Raw genomic sequence first — 16,205 nt, forward strand, 5'->3', positions numbered from 1 at the left:
GATGAGCAAATCCTGGACAGTTGATACCTTCGTCAAATTTCGGCGGAAAAGCGCCAGAATCCAGACTTTCTGACTGCCCTCACGAGTCCGAATGATAGACTCGCAGCCGAATTGGGGCGGGGCCGCCATTATGCAGGGCTAGTGGCCGAAATCGGTTCGCCAGTCTGCCCATGATTGCTCCCAGCGACGAATTCCGCCCCCACAGAGCCGGATCGAGGATCCTCCATTCGACCAGCGCATCGATGAGGAGCGGATCCACCGGAACCCACACGCCATCGATCCGGAACTCCGCCCAGTAGTGGGCCGCAGAGAAAGGCGGAGTGAGTGATCGTCCATAGCAGAATCGTGACTCCAGCCCGCGGGCGCGGCCTTCGGCGGCGAGAATCCTCCCGAAGCCGGAGCAGTCGCCCACTCCCCGCTTGAGAATGAACTCGGTGTCCCAGCAGAGTGGATCCGGCAGACGCAGGTACTTGATCCAACTGAAGTCGTCGATGAGTTCGAGCAGCTTGGCTGGAAACTGCGGCCAGACCCTGGCCAACATGAACAGCTCGGTGTGCACGACCGTGGGCTCGGTCAGACTGCGTTGCACTCTCAGGCGGCTTCTGCTAGGCCGAAGGAGGCTGAACTCGCAGTCCTTGCAACGATGCGGACCCGGACAGCTCGCAACATAGTCGACCTGGTAGCTGTGCAGGTCGCCGTATGGCCTGCACAGTTCACGTGCCCACCAGTCCAACACCCTTCGCTGCCTGGATCCGATGTCCAGATGCAGAGCCACATTGAGGAGGTCGGTGCCGTCGAAGTGCACGCCCTCACCGGTTCTGCGGCATGGCAGACCCACTACCCGCAAGGCCGCCTGGAGGTCCCGTCCGATCCGAAACTCCGCATCCGCCGCAGGCTCAGAAACTCTGAAGGACCGCGAGCTGTCCGGTATTTTAAGCAGTTTGGCGACGATCGCCGAGACGTCGTCCGAAACCGCCGCGCCGACAGAGTTCACGCACTCGCTCCGGAATCGACCTTTATGACCTGAGCTGTGACCGTGGCGGCCGACTCAGACAGCAGGAAGAGCACGGTCCTCGCCACATCTTGGGCAGACGGCTGACGATTGAGCACATTCCGACTTGCGATTTTCTCTCTGAGTCCTTGCGAGAGCTCGGCGTTCATGTCCGTGGGGATAAAGCCCGGCGCTACGCAATTCACGGTGATCCCCCAAACTCCGAGTTCGACTGCAAGGACTCTCGAGAAACCCTCCAGAGCGGACTTTGTTGCCGTGTAGACTCCAAGCCCACGGAAGGTCTTTTGTGTACTTATGGATGATACGTTGACAATTCTCCCGACACCCGCACGGTGCATCGACTTCGCGGCAGCCTGGCACAGTGCCATCGGCGCAATTACATTCAGCAACCACATCCGAGTCCAGTCGGCCTGAGGCATGCCAACATGCAGTCCCGCTACCGCGACACCGGCGTTATTGACCAGCCCGTACAGATCGCGGCAGGAACGTATACGGAGGGCTAGTTCCGTACGGTCAGATTCGTCGGCGAGATCGGCGCGATGGAGTTCTGCTCTCCCGGCAAAGTCGTGCGTCAAGGTCCCGAAATCGGGTGTCGTCTGCCGGGCGACCGCTACCACGGTGTACCCGTCGACGAGCAAAGCTCGGCAGATCTCCAACCCGATGCCACGCGAGCCTCCCGTCACGAAGACGGTGCCTCTACTCATGCGCATCTACTTTCCCTGAAGGTGCAATCCGCAGTTCATCAACTACGCGTACAGAACGCGGGCATTCGTGCGGTGCAAGGTGCAGCCGTGCATACGACTTGACTTCGGCAGCAAATGCCGCCCGGTCTCCGCTGGAACGCGGGACGACCTCCACTCCGACCACGTGCCCGAGAAGGGCGCTCCGCACCGCGTACACCCGCACTGCCAGAACCTCCGGATGACGCTGAACCGTCTCGCACACGCGCTGCGGGGAGACCTTCCGGCCGCCGACATTGATCACGAGGCCTTCGCGCCCGGTCACGTACACCCGACCCCCGTCCACCCTCGCGGTGTCACCCGTGGATTGGAACGGCAGACCGGCGGCCTTGGATATCCGCAGGCATCCGTCCGCCACGTCGAAGGCCGCACCGTTCGGCAGTCGTTTGCCGAGAAGAGTGCCGGGCAGGCCAGCCTCGCCATCAGTGACGGACAGCAGGGTGCCTAGTTCGGTGGTGCCGAAAATCTGAACGATACGGTCGGGCGCCACGACGGTCTTCAGGGTTTCGAGCAGCGAGTTCTCGACCGGCTCCCCGCCCGTCGATGCGGTCACCACCTTGCGGAGCTGGTGACCGCCTCGCAGTGCGAACACTGCCGCCATCCGCCAGAACGACGGAGTTGCCGCGACGACGTCGAACCCATCGCCGTAACTGTCGGTGGACATCAGATCCCGAGGTGCCAGGAACTCGATCCGACCTGCTCGACTCAGGGCTTGGCCCACCGCAGAGGCAGCGGCAAAAGTGAACGGTGCATACCCGATGCCCCAGAACTCTCCTGCGGGCGTCGGCTCCTGGAGGCTACCGGGCGCGATTGACGCCCAGGGCCAATGGGTTGCCTTTGGCCGGCCTGTGGTTCCGGACGAGAAGATCCATATCCCTGGGGAGGACAGCAGATCGGTATTCCGAGCACCAGGCGCGGATGCCGACCGGATCTCGATCCGACCGTCGACCTGGACCATGGAGACGACGCCCTGAGGACGGAGTTCGGCAATCGTCTCGCGAGGAGCACCCGGTCCCGCGAGAATCACCTCCAGGTCGGACGCAAGCCCAGCGAGCAGGGCGAGGACGAGTTGGCGACCGTTGCGCACCTCCACGGCCACCCGTGAATACCCTGCCCTGCGCAAGTCACCACACAGCTGGTCCACCTGACACGATGCCTCATCCCAAGTGATGGAGCCGTGGGGATCACGGATCCACGCCGACGTGCGGGGTTCGCCGGGCGGCATCGTGGTCATTCGGAGGACCGGACCGGCCGCAGCGCACGCGCGAGATCACCGAGTGTCAGCAGGCTCTCACTGATGTGAAGGTCAAGAAGGACGTCAAGCTCCTCCTCCAACTCGACTATCACCTCAGCTATCAGCAGGCTGTCCAGGTCGAGGTCGTCGAGTCTGGTGTCGATGTTGAAGTCCACCTCCGCTCGGGAGGCGGCTGTCAGTGTTCGCCGAACGGCACCGCGAATGGCCTCTTCACTGATGAAATCACTCTGAATGGGACTGCTCCATTCTTCACCGGTCGGCTGCAGGGATCTCGTAAGTGCGAAATAGATAGGGCACAGGCGAGCGCTAACGACCTCCCTGCGTTGGTTCTCCACTGCAAGGCCCTACGACACTGATCACGTACCGCTCGGCTGATGGGTGAGCCCCGCATGAGGAGAGATCACCCATCAGCCGAGACGAACTCCGCCGATTAGTTGCGGATCGACTTCGCCGCCGGAACGACGATACCCGTGCCGCCGACCACGTCGGACAGCTCGTCATCGGAGAGAACGCTGATGTCAACGCTCTCGAACTCGATGTTCTCCATTCTAATCACCTCCTCTACAGAGACTGTTCTCGGTTTCCCACCGCTCAGTGGAGTGCCAGAGCTCACCGAAGTGTGCATTCCATCCGCCTGGCGGTGGTGGCTATTAGGGACTTCGCAAATCTCCGTAAGGGGATTCACGGTCTATTCGGTCAAGTCATGACTCGGACGGCCTTACGGACCGCTGCACTTAGCGACCCGGAATCGAGCCGTCAATTCGGCTTTCAAGGAAAGCTATCACCCTGCAGACGGCATCTGGCGATGATATCTTCACATCCAGCGTCAAGGTGAGCTCCAGGGAATCGTCTCCGCTTACGGCGCGCAGATCCATCCCAGTCGAATGCAGGCTGACCCGGGGTCGGTAAGCACCCTCCTGGGCGACCACGTCTCCGCAGTGCCATTCAGACTGATTCCACTGGCCATTGACATAGGTAACCGAGAATCCCGGCGCGTCGGCGCTATCAGCTGAGGAAAGCGCCTCTCGGATCCCATCCAGGATTGTACTACTAACGTTTCGGCGCGCAATAACCGACAGTATCTCCCGCCTCGCCTGCCGGATTGACTGGTCGAGGCTTTCTGTCCTTTCGATAAAGAGCGGAAGTGGGACTGTGAACATCCCGGAGACATTCTGCTCCGATGCGAGGCGGGTGTCCACCGGGATCATGATGGCAACCCTGTCCTGAGGCACCACTTCGAAAACGGTATCAGCAAACGCAGCCACCACCCACTGGAATTCACTGCACCCCTTCAGCCGAGAAAGGGACCGAATACGCTCCAGTCGTTCACCTTGCACCAGGACTCGCTCGGTGGCGCACTCCCGCGACGCCGGCTCCGTCAGCAAATCAGCGGAGAACCGGACCGGAGGAAGCTTCTGGCGGAGCCGGCTCAGCCAGAACTCGGATGTCCTCGCTCCCCCAGCAAGCGAAATCTCGGCATGTCTGAGCGCAGAATCCATGAACCCAGCTGCAGAGGATTCGGATACAGGAGACGTGTGCCTTTCTCCCCCCGCCAGGTTCTGCCAAAGACTCTGAAGTACCAGAGACCTCCCGCGTCCATCCAGAGCAACGTGGGAAAAAGTAGCCAGAAACGCGTGCACCGTGGGCGAGTACCGCAGTAGTCGATACCTGAATGGATACTGGCTGCCAAGATCCCACGAATCGGACAGATCTTTGGCCAACACTGCCCGAGCATAGCGGTTGAATTGCTCCTCCGATGCACTCTGCACATTTCGGCAGCTGATCAGCGATCCGCCGCCAGGCTCCTCACGCAACCATTGGCGCGGATCCCGGCCGGGCTCCTGCGAGACCCCGATGCGTAGCACTTCATGACTCTTCACCGCTTGTGACAGCGCCACGATGAAACCGTTGACATCAAGCTCTCCGTCAATCCGATACGAAGCATACAGGGAAGTCCGGAGCTCTGGACTGCACATCAGATCGTCATGGTGAATGCGCTGCCCCGGCATGAGGGGGCACGACTCCGGCGATTTCTCGCTTTGGAGATTCTCGTGCACAGTTACCTTTCAAGATAGGCTGCTGCAGCAAAAGGGTGACCGGTCTGGCCAAATTAGACGGCTTATCAATACAGGGGCATCGACTCGGGGGGCAATTAGCGAGGCAGTGGCTCGATACGTTTATGGCCATTCGCCAGCGTACATGCAAGCCCAATGTGGGGGGATCGCAAGACCCCCTTCGAACTGAACTTACGTTAACTACCCGACAGAGATGAGATCAAGGCCCAAAGGATACTAAGTTAGATGCAGTGCCCGATCGGCGCAGCAATTTGCCACCTCAACCCGTCCGGGAAATTGATGCTATCAGATATTAAGTGTCTATTTTGCATGCCTACGATGCCGGCCTAGGACGGCGATTCGATATCCCGCGGTCACATGACTTACCGCCCCTGAACGAGCTTTTCACTGCCCACCATGCCCTGCGCCAAGACCGAGGCCCCCACCACACCCGCCGCACGTCCGAGCAAAGCAAGCTCCACGCGGACTCTGCGGGCCGCCATGGGCATCATGTGGCGCTCCATGCCACGAACGGCCGCGGGCATGAACAACCCGTGCACTGCGCTCAACCCACCGCCGATCACTACGACCTCAGGGTTGAAGACATTGACCAGACCGGCCACTGCCACACCCAGCCGCGTACCCAGTTCGTCGAACGCGTCTGTCGCTGCCCTGTCGCCTCGATCGGCAGCAGTGGCAACCTCGACCGCGGAGATCTCGGCAGGAGCACGGATGCGCTCGCGGTAGCCACGGGCGAGGGCTGTCCCCGACACGTACTGCTCAAGGCAGTCCTGGCCACCGCAGGGACAGGCTCGGCCCTCCGCCCCTATGGCGATGTGCCCGAACTCTCCTGCCAGTCCGGTGCTTCCGGTTAGCAGGGAACCGTTCACCACAGCTCCTCCGCCGAGGCCGGTGCCGATGAAGAAGCCGAGATTGTCGCGGGTGCCGGAGGCCGCGCCGTGTCGCCATTCGCCGACCAATGCCGCATTGGCGTCGTTCGCCACGGTGAGGACCCTGATCCCCAGGTCCAGATCCGATGGCACCGTCCCGAGGATCTCTGCAGCCGTAGGCGCGGACGTGATCCGCCCGGTGTCCTTGTCCACCGATCCGGCGACCGCCATGCCAGCAGCGACCGGGACAACCCCTACCCGGTCGGCTTCACTGGTTAGTCGTTCCCGGACTTCTTCCAGTTGGCTCCGGATCTCCGGCTCGCGAGGCCGGTCGTAGAGCCGGCCTAGCACTTGGCCGTCGTCGCCGACGAGGGCAGCTCGCAGGCTGGTCCCCCCGATGTCGACTCCCGCATAACAGACCAGTGGATCAGCCGATGCCATGGACTTCTCCCTCGGTCGCGAGAAGCACATCGGCCTGCGTCGCCTCCTGCCGTACCCGCGCGAGGATTTCGTCGCCGTGAGCCGCATCGTAATGAGTGAGTACGACGAGGCCCGGTCGGCTTCGCTGGACCACTCCGGCCACCTCCGCTGGGCCCATGTGGTATCGGGGCTCCTGCTGCTTCGCGTCCTTGTCCGTTACCTCGACGAGGAGCAGGTCGCATCCTTCGGCGAAGTCGGAGAGTTCCGGCATCACAGCGGTGTCGCCGCTGAAGACGATGCTGCGGTCGTTCTCGTCCACGACCTTCATGACGTGTGCCTCGATGCTGTGCCGAGCGGCCATGGTCTCCATCCGCAGGCTTCCCACCCTGAACGAAGTCCCCGCCTGGTGAGGGAGTATCCGGAACGCGCGCGGGAAGTAACTGTCCGGCAGGCCCATTGCCTGGGAGATTCCCAGCAGGATCTCCGGGCCGTTGGACGGGAGGTGGAGGTCCACCGGGGGAAGGCCGCGCGTGTAGAAGTAGTTGCGCAGGGCAACGAGATCGAAGAAGTGATCGGGGTGCATGTGTGACACGACCACGGCGCTCAGCACGGCTGGGTCGATGTACCGACGCAGTGCGCCGACGGCTCCGTGTCCGCATTCCAGAAGCACCGTGGTGCCCTGAGAGGCGGTCACCAGGTAGCCGGAGGTGGCCGCTCCTGGGTTGGGCACTGCGCAGCTCGCACCGATGATCCGCAGTTCTGTGGTCATCGTCCCTCCAGTTCTGCGGTGGACATGTCCAGGAATCCATCCAGAGCCGTGCGCAGTGCCGAGGTGGCCGCCTCCAGCTCCCCCCAGCTCGTCACCAGCGGCGGATTAAGTCTGAGGAAGTCACCACTCATTCCCACCAGCAGTCCCTGCTCCTGCATGAGGACCTCCAGAGTCCGACGGCGGCCGTCGACGCCCTCCCGCCAAGGACCTCCGAGTTCGATACCGGCCATGAGGCCGAGTCCGTGGATCTGAGTAACCATCGGGTGTTCGCCAAGCTCCTCCCGCAGAGCCTGGCTCCAGCGGGTACCGAGACCAGCGGCTGCGCGTGGCAAGTCGTCACGGATCAGTACGTCCAAGGTCACCGCAGATGCCGCGACAGCCAGGGGGTTTCCGCCGAAGGTGCTGGACATGGCGCCTTTTTCCGCGAACGCGGAGCCCTGAACCACCGAGCCCCGCGCCAGCAGGGCGCTCACCGGCACCCCATTTCCCATGCCCTTACCGATAAGCATCATCGCCGGCTGGACGCCCTCGGCGGTGCTGACGAACATCTGGCCGGACCGGCCGAACCCGGCGAGGATCTCATCGACAACAAGCAACGCTCTGAGGTCGCGGGCCGCCTGCTCGACAGCCGACAGGAACCCTTGGATAGGGCGGCGGTTGCCTGCTGTCCCTTGCACCGGCTCGATCACGATGGCAGCTATCTCCACAGGAGATCCGGCGGCCACCCGGTGAAGCTGACGGATCGCCTCCTCCACCTGCTCCGGCCGGTGTGCGGACCCGTTGGCGACCGCGGGGTAGGGGATCCGGTGGACGAATGGCTCCTCGGACGATCCGGTCGGACGCCAGACCGGATCCGTGAGCGGCGCTGCGCCGGTGGTCCGGCCGTGGAAGGCCCCCTGGAAGACGATGAGCCCCTGGCGATCAGTACTGCGCCGGGCGATCCGCACAGCGGCGTCCGCTGCTTCACTGCCGGTCGAGAACAGCGTGATGTGGTCAAGCCCCGTGGGAACGAGTTCCATGAGCCGCTCAATGTATGCCACACGTGCCGCGGTGGCGTGCCTGCTCACCGCCAACCTGGCGGCCTGTTCGGCGACCGCCGCCGCGAATTCGGGGTGTCCGTGTCCTAGAAGGCAGCGACCCGCGCCCGCGAAGAGGTCGAGGTACTGACGTCCTTCGACGTCGAACACCACGCTGCCTCTGCCGCTTTCGAGCACCAACGGTGTCCCGTCGACCCCGGACAGCCCGTACCTCATGGACCTGCGTTCTCTCGCGATCAACTCCCTGCTGCTCGTAGAGGCGGGGGTCGAACGGAGCGGCTCAGAGGTCATGGTAGGAACCGCCGCCCAGGATCAGCCGACCGATCAGCTCCTTGCAGAAGTCGTCGTTGGGCCCCATCAGAGAACCTGCGAGGGCGTCGCGAATATGGCGCTCGATGGTGAGGAAGCCCTTTGCGTACGAGCTGCCGCCGCTTGCCATCATGGCTTCTCGGGCCACGTCCACGGCTGCTTCGGCGGCAGCGACTTTCAGCGCCGTCATAGGTATCGCCTGCTCCTCAAGCGGTCGGCCGTTGTCGATCAGGGAGCTCAGTTCACGGACCATGCCCCTGACGGCTGCCAGCCTTATCGCCATCTGGCCCACATGGCGGCGCGCCACGGGGTACTGGCTCAGCCCGGTGCCGAAAGTGGTGGTGCTGCTGACGTACTGACGTGACCTGATCCGCTCCACGCACGCCTCGAAGGCAGCGCTAGCGATGCCCAGATAGGCCGCGCCGAAGCCGAGGTGGTAGAGCGGCTGGTTGACCTCATTGTAGCGGCGCAGTCCGTCTCCGCCACCGCTGCCGGCCAGCAACGCCTCCTGCGGAACGGTACCGTGGAACGACAACCACGTGCTGCTGTTGCCCGTCAATCCAAGCCCCTTCCATTCACCAGAGCGAAGGCCCGCCGTGTCCTCCGGCACCGCGAACAGGGCATGGTCGCGGCTGCTACCCGAATCCGGAGCCTGCGTAGAGATGATGTACAGATCGGCGTGGCCAGCCGAGGTGGCAAAGCTCTTGTCGGCTTCCAGCCGGTATCCGGCCTCGACAGGCGTCGCAGTGCTTGAGACAGACCACCACTGGGATCCAGAGCCGGCTTCGCTGATGGCCTCGGTGACAAGCCAGCGCCCGTCAAGTACGGGCTGCAGGTAACGCTTCTGCTGTTCCCGGTCGGCGAGGAGGACCAGGGAGCCGACCGAAGTGGCGTGCATCAGGTACACCATGGCCGTCGACGCGCAGGCCTGCGCGAGTTCGAGGACCACGTCGCTGAACTCCGCCGCCGTTGCACCGATCCCTCCCAGGTCTTCGGGGATCGTCAGAGCAAGGAACCCGGCCTCTTTGAGAGCGTTGATCGACTCACTCGGGAACGCGCCGTTGCTGTCAACCGATGCCGCAGTCGGCTTAACCACATCAGCGATCAGTTCGGAGAGCACTACCGCGCGACCCGCACGAGAATCGGGTACTGCCTTCACGCCTTTTCTCCGATCGGGAACATGTGGTCAGCCAGGAATTCTGGTCCGCTGCGGTCGGCTCGCACCAACTGCTCGAATCTCTCCCACCAGGACCTGTGCGAGCCGTACCAGTCCACGGTCTCTTGCACACCGCTCAGGAAGTGCTTTTCCGGCTTCCATCCGACGGAATCCGAGAGCCGCTGCGATGTCGCGACCAAAGAAGCCCCGCGGCCGTCTACGATTGGCGGTGAAACTGTAGAGAAGTCGTTGCTTCCCACCACAGTCGAAACTACTCCTTCAAGCCCCACACCCTCCCCTGTCGAGATGTTGAAAACATTTCCCCAGGAGCCCAGCTCGATGAGCTTCAGAATCGCAGATACCGCATCACTGACATGCATAAAATCTCTGAGGCGTCCGGTGACCGCCTCACTGCGAATTCCGAGCAGTGACTGCACAGCTACACGCGGAACGATGCGATCGGGAAGCTGCCACGGGCCGTAGAGATTAGTTAGACGGACCGTCGTGGAAGATGTCCCGTACGAGTTCTGATACGAGCCCACCAGATTCTCGCACGCTATCTTGCTGGCTGCGTAAGCGGAAAGCGGGATCAAGCGGGAGTCTTCGTCAAACAGAGCCCCGTCGTTTCCCCCGTATACCTCGATCGAGGAGGAGAAAAGGACAGGAATTCCGGACTTTCGGGCAGCACCCAGGACGGCGACCGTCGAAGCGACGTTGTTGACGGCGACAAGTTCTGGATGATATAGCGAGAAGTCCACCTGCGGGAGCGCTGCGAGATGGACGATGACGTCCAGGTCACTGTCCACGGCCGCCTCCGGGGCGGAAAGATCCGCAAAGCGACACCGCACCCTCTGCGCGAGCCCGGTGGCAGAAAGACGCCCCATTCGGTCGCCGACATCATAAAGCGTGACCTCATAACCTGCCGATTCTGCAGCAAGCGCCAGATTCACCCCAACGAACCCCGCGGCCCCGGTTATTCCAATCTTTACTGACATGCCAATTAGTCCCCGCCCCAGATAGGCATATTGCAATTTTGCGCCTCACTCCCTGGCGACTTTCCAAAGCCCGCCAAAGAGGCGACCGGTCGGAGTGGGTTCGTTAATTTTCCATCGCCGATTAGAGTCGCAGCATTGCAGCGTTAAATTTTTCAACTTTCACTACGGATTGCTTCCTTCAATCCGGCAAGTCTGGAACATATCCAACCTTCGGAGCAGAAGCCAACCCGATTGATCGAGGGGAAGCCTGCGACGGATCGCCATCAAACCTTGCTACATTTAGATTGAAAGCTTCCGATCATTCCATCTCGCCCCCAATATCCTCTAAGGCCCCAAGTGAAGCTTAAGGAAATTTCGAACAACGGGGCCTTGGGTGATGCAACGCCGCCTGTAGCCGCGGCCTTCGGATGGGGAATAGTTTGAGGGCTGCAGCGGCGGGGGTAATTGAGGGCAGGACCTCGACACGTTTTCTGGATGCCGGATAGAAAGTGCCGTCCGGTGCGGACCAAAGCTGGAAAACGGGGCTGACCCCAAGTAGATGATCGGCGGCGCTGAACAGAGCGACAGGAAAGCTGCGAGCCAGCTCGGACCAGCGGATGTGCCACCCGCCGTGAACAGCATCGACGCAAAGTCTCCCTAGTGAACTGCTCTAGTTTGTCCACTGCGTCGGAATATCCACCAGCCGCAGCGTTCTCAGACACCGGCAAATACCGCCAGCGCCCCAGCGGCAGACCGACACCACCTGACGCCAATTCCTGCTGACCCGGGCCACGGTCATCCAAGCCGTCGACTTCTTCCACATCAACTGCGACGTCACCCTGCGACGGCCGTACGTGTTTGTCGCGATGGAAGTCGACACCCGGTACATTCACATCCTCGACGTCACCGACCATCCCGACGGGCAGTGGGCCACACGGCAAGCCCGCAACCAGCTGCAGACACAGCTCGGCGGCGGGAGCCAGCGGCAGATCGGTGCGATAAGCCAACCCTTCGAGCGTGGCACTGCCCAGTTCCACTTCTGAGAGCTCGCGGCCCTGGGCAGGCTGCGCGAGCTCGGCGAGCAGAGCTGTGCGGTGTGCGGTCTCGGGAAGCACCTCTTGACGGACCGCTATGAGTTCGTCCTCTCGCCCCGCGACCTTGCCGTAGCTGGCGGGGAACCCCAGCCCCCGATCGGGATCGAGCAGGGTCAGCAGCGGTACGAGCGCTGTGGGCCCGTACTTCTGCAGGAAACGGCGGCAATGGGCCAGCAGCCCGACGGACAGTTCACTGACTGGCACCGACAGGCGCCAGAGTGAGCTCGCCGCAGCCGCGGCCTCCTCGGCGGACAGCACGACCTGATGAGCCGAGCGCAGATCGACCTGGGTAAAGGTACCTCGCTGGTGGGGCTGCGCCGCCGCCCGCCGTGCGGCGGAGAATTCGCCCAGGCCAGCGCCGGGCTCGGTCTCCTCGTAGCGTGACACGAACTCCTGCAGGGCGCCCAGCTGGTCGAGTCCCGGCAGGCCGGTGACGGGGGTCAGTTTCTGCACCACGTGGTCGAGCGGGTCGGGCTCATCCAGCGGTGGGTGCAGGTCGGTCAACAGGATGTTGTGGCGGATCAACCGTCCGAGCGCCTGATCGATTCCGCTTGCGGGAACGGAAGAGAAGCGTTCGCCGAGGTGCGCGACCAGCTCCCGGTACTCGACGGGCCGCACGGCGAACTCCAGTACCGCGCGCAATGCCGCGTTGAGCCGGATCGATGCGTGACCAGTCGTGTCTGACAGTCCGTCCTCGCAGAGCTCGGCGCGCTGGTCGTCGTAGAGCGGAACATATACACGCTCCCCGCGGACATCGCACAGGTCGTTGACCACCACCCGGAGCACTGCACGGACTTCCGGCTTCTGCTCCAGGGCGGCGACGAGCGTGGTAATCCAGCCGAGGTCGGCCCGAACCCTCCTGTACGGCCAGCCCCCGGCAGTCCGCACCGACGGCGCCGCACCGAACACCACGGGCGCGACACCCGCCCACAGCCCGAAGGGCGTCGGCCTGGTCCGGGCCCGCAGCAGGTACCGGGGCACCAGCAGCACTGCACGGACCAGACAGGCGCGCGGCGGGCGGGAGCCGCTCTCAGCCCACTCCAGGAGCGCGGAGACATCCGGAGACGAGACTTCCAGCGCCTCACGGACGAGGCGCAGGCCGGCCACGTCCCGCAGGAAGGCGAGCAACGCGTCGTCGCTCATGTCCTCAAGAGCGACGTCGGCCACCCGCGGCACTTCGGCACTCACCCGCGGGACGGGTGTCCGCAGCACGGCGTAGTCCTCGGCGTGGTAGTGCAGCATCGTTTCCAGTTCCATGTCAGTCGGTTCGCAGGTCGGCAAACGGAGCCCGGCCCGCCCTCGCGCGATGCCAGTCCAGCCGCGAGCAGCCGTGTGACCTGACCACCGGTGGTGCCGACCCTGGCAGGTCGATCATGGCGGCCGCCGACAACCGACCTATAACGTATGGATAATGGATTTTCGTCGGCGGCCCGGTAGAGATCCCTGAGAGCTCCTTTCGAAGCCGCTTGGGAACACATGGAGCAGGTCATACATGCGGTTTGGTCTGTTGGGCAGCCTCACGATTCACGACGACTCGGGTACTGCCCAGACGCTGCGCTCCCCAAAAGGCCGAGCCCTGCTCGCAGCACTGCTGCTTGAGCCGAACCGGCCGGTGTCCCGCGACCGTCTGGTCGGTGCCCTGTGGGGCGAGAAGCCGCCAGCGACCGCCGCGATCGCCTTGAACAACCAAGTCGCCCAACTGCGCCGCTTCCTCGGACCGAACGATGGCGACCGCTTGCGTACCATCCCACCGGGCTACCTGCTGCGGGTCGACGAGAGCGAACTGGACACCGAGGACTTCACCCGTCAGCTCATCGCCGCCGACACCTCACGCGGTCAGAGCGACTGGCACAGCGTCAGCGAGCACAGCGCAGCCGCACTCGCCTTGTGGCGCGGCTCCCCGCTCGGCGACCTGCCCGTGCTCGCCGAGCAGGAAACGCCCTACATCCATTCCCTGCAGGAGGCCCGTCTCCAGGCTGCCGAGTGGCACTTCGAGGCGGCGCTCCACCTCGGGCGGCACCAGAGCGCGATCTCCGAAATCACCCGCTGGGTCGCCACGCATCCGCTGCAAGAGGCCTTCCACGTGCAGTTGATCACTGCGCTCTACCGGAGCGGACGCCAGGCCGATGCCCTGACCGCCTTCGAGGATATCCGCACCCGACTGGCCGAAGAGCTCGGCGTCGACCCTGGAGTGGCCCTGCGCGCCGTGCACCAGCAGGTCCTGCTCGCCGACCCCGAACTACTCTGGCGGCCCGAACCACTCCGGCACGACACCGACAACTCCATTGAAGAAACCGCCGAAACCGCGATCGGCACCGAGGACAGCGGTTCGGCTACGCAGGTAAGAACGGCCCCGGCGCTGCAGATTCCTGCGCAACTTCCTGCGGACACACGCCACTTCACTGGGCGATCCAGCGATCTGAGGGTAATAGTCGACCACTTAACTGCGGCCTCAGCCAGCGGCGAGCCCTGTGTGCTGATCGTCTCCGGCATGGGAGGGGTCGGCAAGACCGCCCTGGCGATCCACGCGGCCCACCAGGTGAGGCACCTGTTTCCCGACGGACAGCTATACGTGGACCTCCGGGGATTCGGGACCGGTGAGCCACGCGAGGCACACGACGTCCTGGCAGGCTTCCTCACCGATCTCAGCCGCGTCGACGAGCACGCCACATGGAACCGGCGGCACCCCGAGCACACCGACGACCGAGCCGCCCTGCTGCGCACCGTCCTCGCCGAACGGCGCGTCCTGCTGATGCTCGACAACGCCCGTGATGCAGCCCAGATCCTTCCACTCCTCCCTGGCAACAGCCGCTCCGCAGTCGTCGTCAGCAGCCGAAACACCCTCACCTCACTGCCATCCGCCGTCCAAGTGCACCTGGACCCGCTGGACGTCGAGGAACAGCGCGCACTCCTGTCTGCCCTCTGCGGGACGGCCCGCGTCCACCAGGACCCGGACGGTGCGCTGCGGCTTCTGGCCGCCTGCGCAGGTCTGCCCTTGGCCCTGCGGATCGCCGGTGCCCGTCTGGCGGCCCGCCCGGCGTGGTCCCTGAGCACGTTGGCACAACGGCTGGATTCGGGCGGCAGGCGTCTGCGTGGCCTATCGACCGGACATCTGGGAGTGCGCGCCACCTTCGCCTCCAGCTATCTCGCCATGCGTGACAGCAGTCGGCCGGAGGATCGCGACGCCGCGCGAGCATTCTGCTTGCTGGGCCTGTGGCCTGCGTACCCTCTCTCGTTGCAGGCCGCAGCTGCGTTGCTCGGCGAGGCCGTCGAGGACACCGCCGACGTATTGGATGTCCTGGTCGACGCCCACCTGCTGCAGAACCCGAGCATCGGCTCGTACCGTTTCCACGACCTCCTGGGCGAGTTCGCAGCCCAACAAGCCGTACGGGAGGTGACCGAAGACGAACGCAGTCGGGCTTTGCTTCGACTGCTGACCTGGTACTACGCCGCTGCGCACAGAGCCGACGTTCAGATGGACCCCAGCGACAACCACACCCCCTTGTCGGTATCGGATGATATCCGTGCCCTGCTGCCAGACTTGGCCGGTAAGAACCAGGCGTTGGCCTGGTACACGAGCGAGCTTCCGGCGCTCAGGGAAAGCATCCGCCGTGCTCGCGACTGCACCCGACCCGACCTCGCATGGCGGACCGCCAAGGCCCTCTTTGGCTACAACCAGGCATCCTGGTGGACCGGAGACCCGCTGGGCGACCTGGCCCACGCACTCGAAACGGCGCGCAGACACCAGGACCTCGAGGGTCAGGCACAGGCACACAATCAACTGGGATGCCTCCATGGCATGGCGTCCCGCCATGCCGAATGCCTCGAACACCTTCAGGCTGCGGCACACCTCTTCGACCAACTTGGCGACTCGGAACGACTTGCGGGAATCCTGACCAACCTGGCCAGGCACTACGAGGAGACAGGGCAGCTCAACTTGGCGCTCGCAGCCCTCGAACGCGCGACTCAGGAATCGGCCACCATCAGAGACGACCCGAAGTTCCTGTTCAAGACGGCAAGCGTGCTATTGGCCTCCGGCGACGCGACAGCGGCTGAGAACGCCTACCGGAAGTGCCTCACGGCCTGTCGCGAACACGAAGTTCGGTTGGGCGTCGTGGCGACCCTGATCAAGCTCGGGGATACCCTGCTCGCCCTCAACCGCCCCAACGAGGCCCTTGTCGGCCTGCAGGAAGCACTCGTGATCAGCTCCGAGCTCAACGACCAGGCGCAGCTCGCCGATACCCTTGCAGCGACTGCAAGGGCCCACCTTCACCTCGGCGAGCTGATCCCAGCCCGGCACCACTGGGAACAGGCCCTCGCTATTGCTCATGAACACGGCATCCAACGAGTAATCCATGACAGCTCGAAAGGACTTGAGGCCCTGCGGACTGTCACGTAGAGGCCCGTCAAACCAACCGTGCCTACCCAGGAAGCGTGTCCGAAAGATGGCTCTTCCAAGATTTTCGTAACCGGCGAGTGCTTCAACGCGCCTCTG

At 63.5% G+C, this 16,205-nt stretch carries 12 protein-coding genes; 1 reads left to right on the forward strand and 11 read right to left on the reverse strand.

Translation table 11 applies throughout. The features are described from left to right. Positions 1-79: 79 nt before the first annotated feature. The 11 genes from ACFC1R_RS25645 to ACFC1R_RS25695 all read right to left on the reverse strand — a co-directional run bounded on the left by ACFC1R_RS25645 (position 80) and on the right by ACFC1R_RS25695 (position 12,967). Positions 80-994, reverse strand: a complete 915-nt coding sequence (locus ACFC1R_RS25645; protein WP_375942376.1) for a transglutaminase domain-containing protein — start codon at positions 992-994, stop codon at positions 80-82. Beyond that, positions 991-1,716 (reverse strand): SDR family NAD(P)-dependent oxidoreductase, encoded by a 726-nt coding sequence (locus ACFC1R_RS25650; protein WP_375942378.1) that lies wholly within the window; start codon positions 1,714-1,716, stop codon positions 991-993. The genes ACFC1R_RS25645 and ACFC1R_RS25650 overlap by 4 nt, the downstream gene beginning before the upstream one ends. After that, on the reverse strand, positions 1,709-2,986 hold the full coding sequence (locus ACFC1R_RS25655) for an AMP-binding protein (RefSeq protein ID WP_375942379.1): 1,278 nt from the start codon (positions 2,984-2,986) through the stop codon (positions 1,709-1,711). Before ACFC1R_RS25655 ends, ACFC1R_RS25650 begins: the two co-directional genes overlap by 8 nt. Next, complete coding sequence (locus ACFC1R_RS25660) at positions 2,983-3,342, reverse strand: phosphopantetheine-binding protein (protein ID WP_375942381.1); 360 nt, start codon at positions 3,340-3,342, stop codon at positions 2,983-2,985. Before ACFC1R_RS25660 ends, ACFC1R_RS25655 begins: the two co-directional genes overlap by 4 nt. 399 nt (positions 3,343-3,741) lie before the next feature. Then, on the reverse strand, positions 3,742-5,016 hold the full coding sequence (locus ACFC1R_RS25665) for a condensation domain-containing protein (RefSeq protein ID WP_375942451.1): 1,275 nt from the start codon (positions 5,014-5,016) through the stop codon (positions 3,742-3,744). Between the two features lie 428 nt (positions 5,017-5,444). Then, entirely contained in the window at positions 5,445-6,392 is a 948-nt protein-coding gene (locus ACFC1R_RS25670; protein WP_375942383.1) for an ROK family protein, read from the reverse strand. Continuing rightward, on the reverse strand, positions 6,379-7,140 hold the full coding sequence (locus ACFC1R_RS25675; RefSeq protein WP_375942385.1) for an MBL fold metallo-hydrolase: 762 nt from the start codon (positions 7,138-7,140) through the stop codon (positions 6,379-6,381). Before ACFC1R_RS25675 ends, ACFC1R_RS25670 begins: the two co-directional genes overlap by 14 nt. Beyond that, positions 7,137-8,393, reverse strand: a complete 1,257-nt coding sequence (locus tag ACFC1R_RS25680; protein WP_375942387.1) for an aspartate aminotransferase family protein — start codon at positions 8,391-8,393, stop codon at positions 7,137-7,139. Before ACFC1R_RS25680 ends, ACFC1R_RS25675 begins: the two co-directional genes overlap by 4 nt. 64 nt (positions 8,394-8,457) lie before the next feature. Further along, positions 8,458-9,606: an acyl-CoA dehydrogenase family protein gene (locus ACFC1R_RS25685; protein ID WP_375942389.1), complete on the reverse strand. Its 1,149-nt coding sequence runs from the start codon at positions 9,604-9,606 to the stop codon at positions 8,458-8,460. A gap of 35 nt (positions 9,607-9,641) precedes the next feature. Further along, a complete protein-coding gene (locus ACFC1R_RS25690) occupies positions 9,642-10,637 on the reverse strand; it encodes an NAD-dependent epimerase/dehydratase family protein (protein ID WP_375942390.1) in 996 nt (331 codons plus the stop codon). A 263-nt stretch (positions 10,638-10,900) separates the two neighbouring features. After that, complete coding sequence (locus ACFC1R_RS25695; RefSeq protein ID WP_375942392.1) at positions 10,901-12,967, reverse strand: lantibiotic dehydratase family protein; 2,067 nt, start codon at positions 12,965-12,967, stop codon at positions 10,901-10,903. A gap of 235 nt (positions 12,968-13,202) precedes the next feature. Here ACFC1R_RS25695 and ACFC1R_RS25700 point away from each other — a divergent pair, with 235 nt between their 5' ends. Next, entirely contained in the window at positions 13,203-16,109 is a 2,907-nt protein-coding gene (locus tag ACFC1R_RS25700; RefSeq protein WP_375942394.1) for a BTAD domain-containing putative transcriptional regulator, read from the forward strand. Positions 16,110-16,205 lie beyond the last annotated feature (96 nt).

Origin of the sequence: Kitasatospora sp. NPDC056138 (assembly GCF_042264695.1) — a bacterium.
Taxonomy (GTDB): domain Bacteria; phylum Actinomycetota; class Actinomycetes; order Streptomycetales; family Streptomycetaceae; genus Kitasatospora.

Excerpts from the sequence above, each read along its gene's own strand:
- ACFC1R_RS25665 (WP_375942451.1), bottom strand. The coding sequence starts at position 5,016 with ATGCCGGGGCAGCGCATTCACCATGACGATCTGATGTGCAGTCCAGAG.
- ACFC1R_RS25650 (WP_375942378.1), bottom strand. The coding sequence starts at position 1,716 with ATGAGTAGAGGCACCGTCTTCGTGACGGGAGGCTCGCGTGGCATCGGG.
- ACFC1R_RS25670 (WP_375942383.1), bottom strand. The coding sequence starts at position 6,392 with ATGGCATCGGCTGATCCACTGGTCTGTTATGCGGGAGTCGACATCGGG.
- ACFC1R_RS25675 (WP_375942385.1), bottom strand. The coding sequence starts at position 7,140 with ATGACCACAGAACTGCGGATCATCGGTGCGAGCTGCGCAGTGCCCAAC.
- ACFC1R_RS25700 (WP_375942394.1), top strand. The coding sequence starts at position 13,203 with ATGCGGTTTGGTCTGTTGGGCAGCCTCACGATTCACGACGACTCGGGT.
- ACFC1R_RS25655 (WP_375942379.1), bottom strand. The coding sequence starts at position 2,986 with ATGACCACGATGCCGCCCGGCGAACCCCGCACGTCGGCGTGGATCCGT.
- ACFC1R_RS25680 (WP_375942387.1), bottom strand. The coding sequence starts at position 8,393 with ATGAGGTACGGGCTGTCCGGGGTCGACGGGACACCGTTGGTGCTCGAA.
- ACFC1R_RS25695 (WP_375942392.1), bottom strand. The coding sequence starts at position 12,967 with ATGGAACTGGAAACGATGCTGCACTACCACGCCGAGGACTACGCCGTG.
- ACFC1R_RS25690 (WP_375942390.1), bottom strand. The coding sequence starts at position 10,637 with ATGTCAGTAAAGATTGGAATAACCGGGGCCGCGGGGTTCGTTGGGGTG.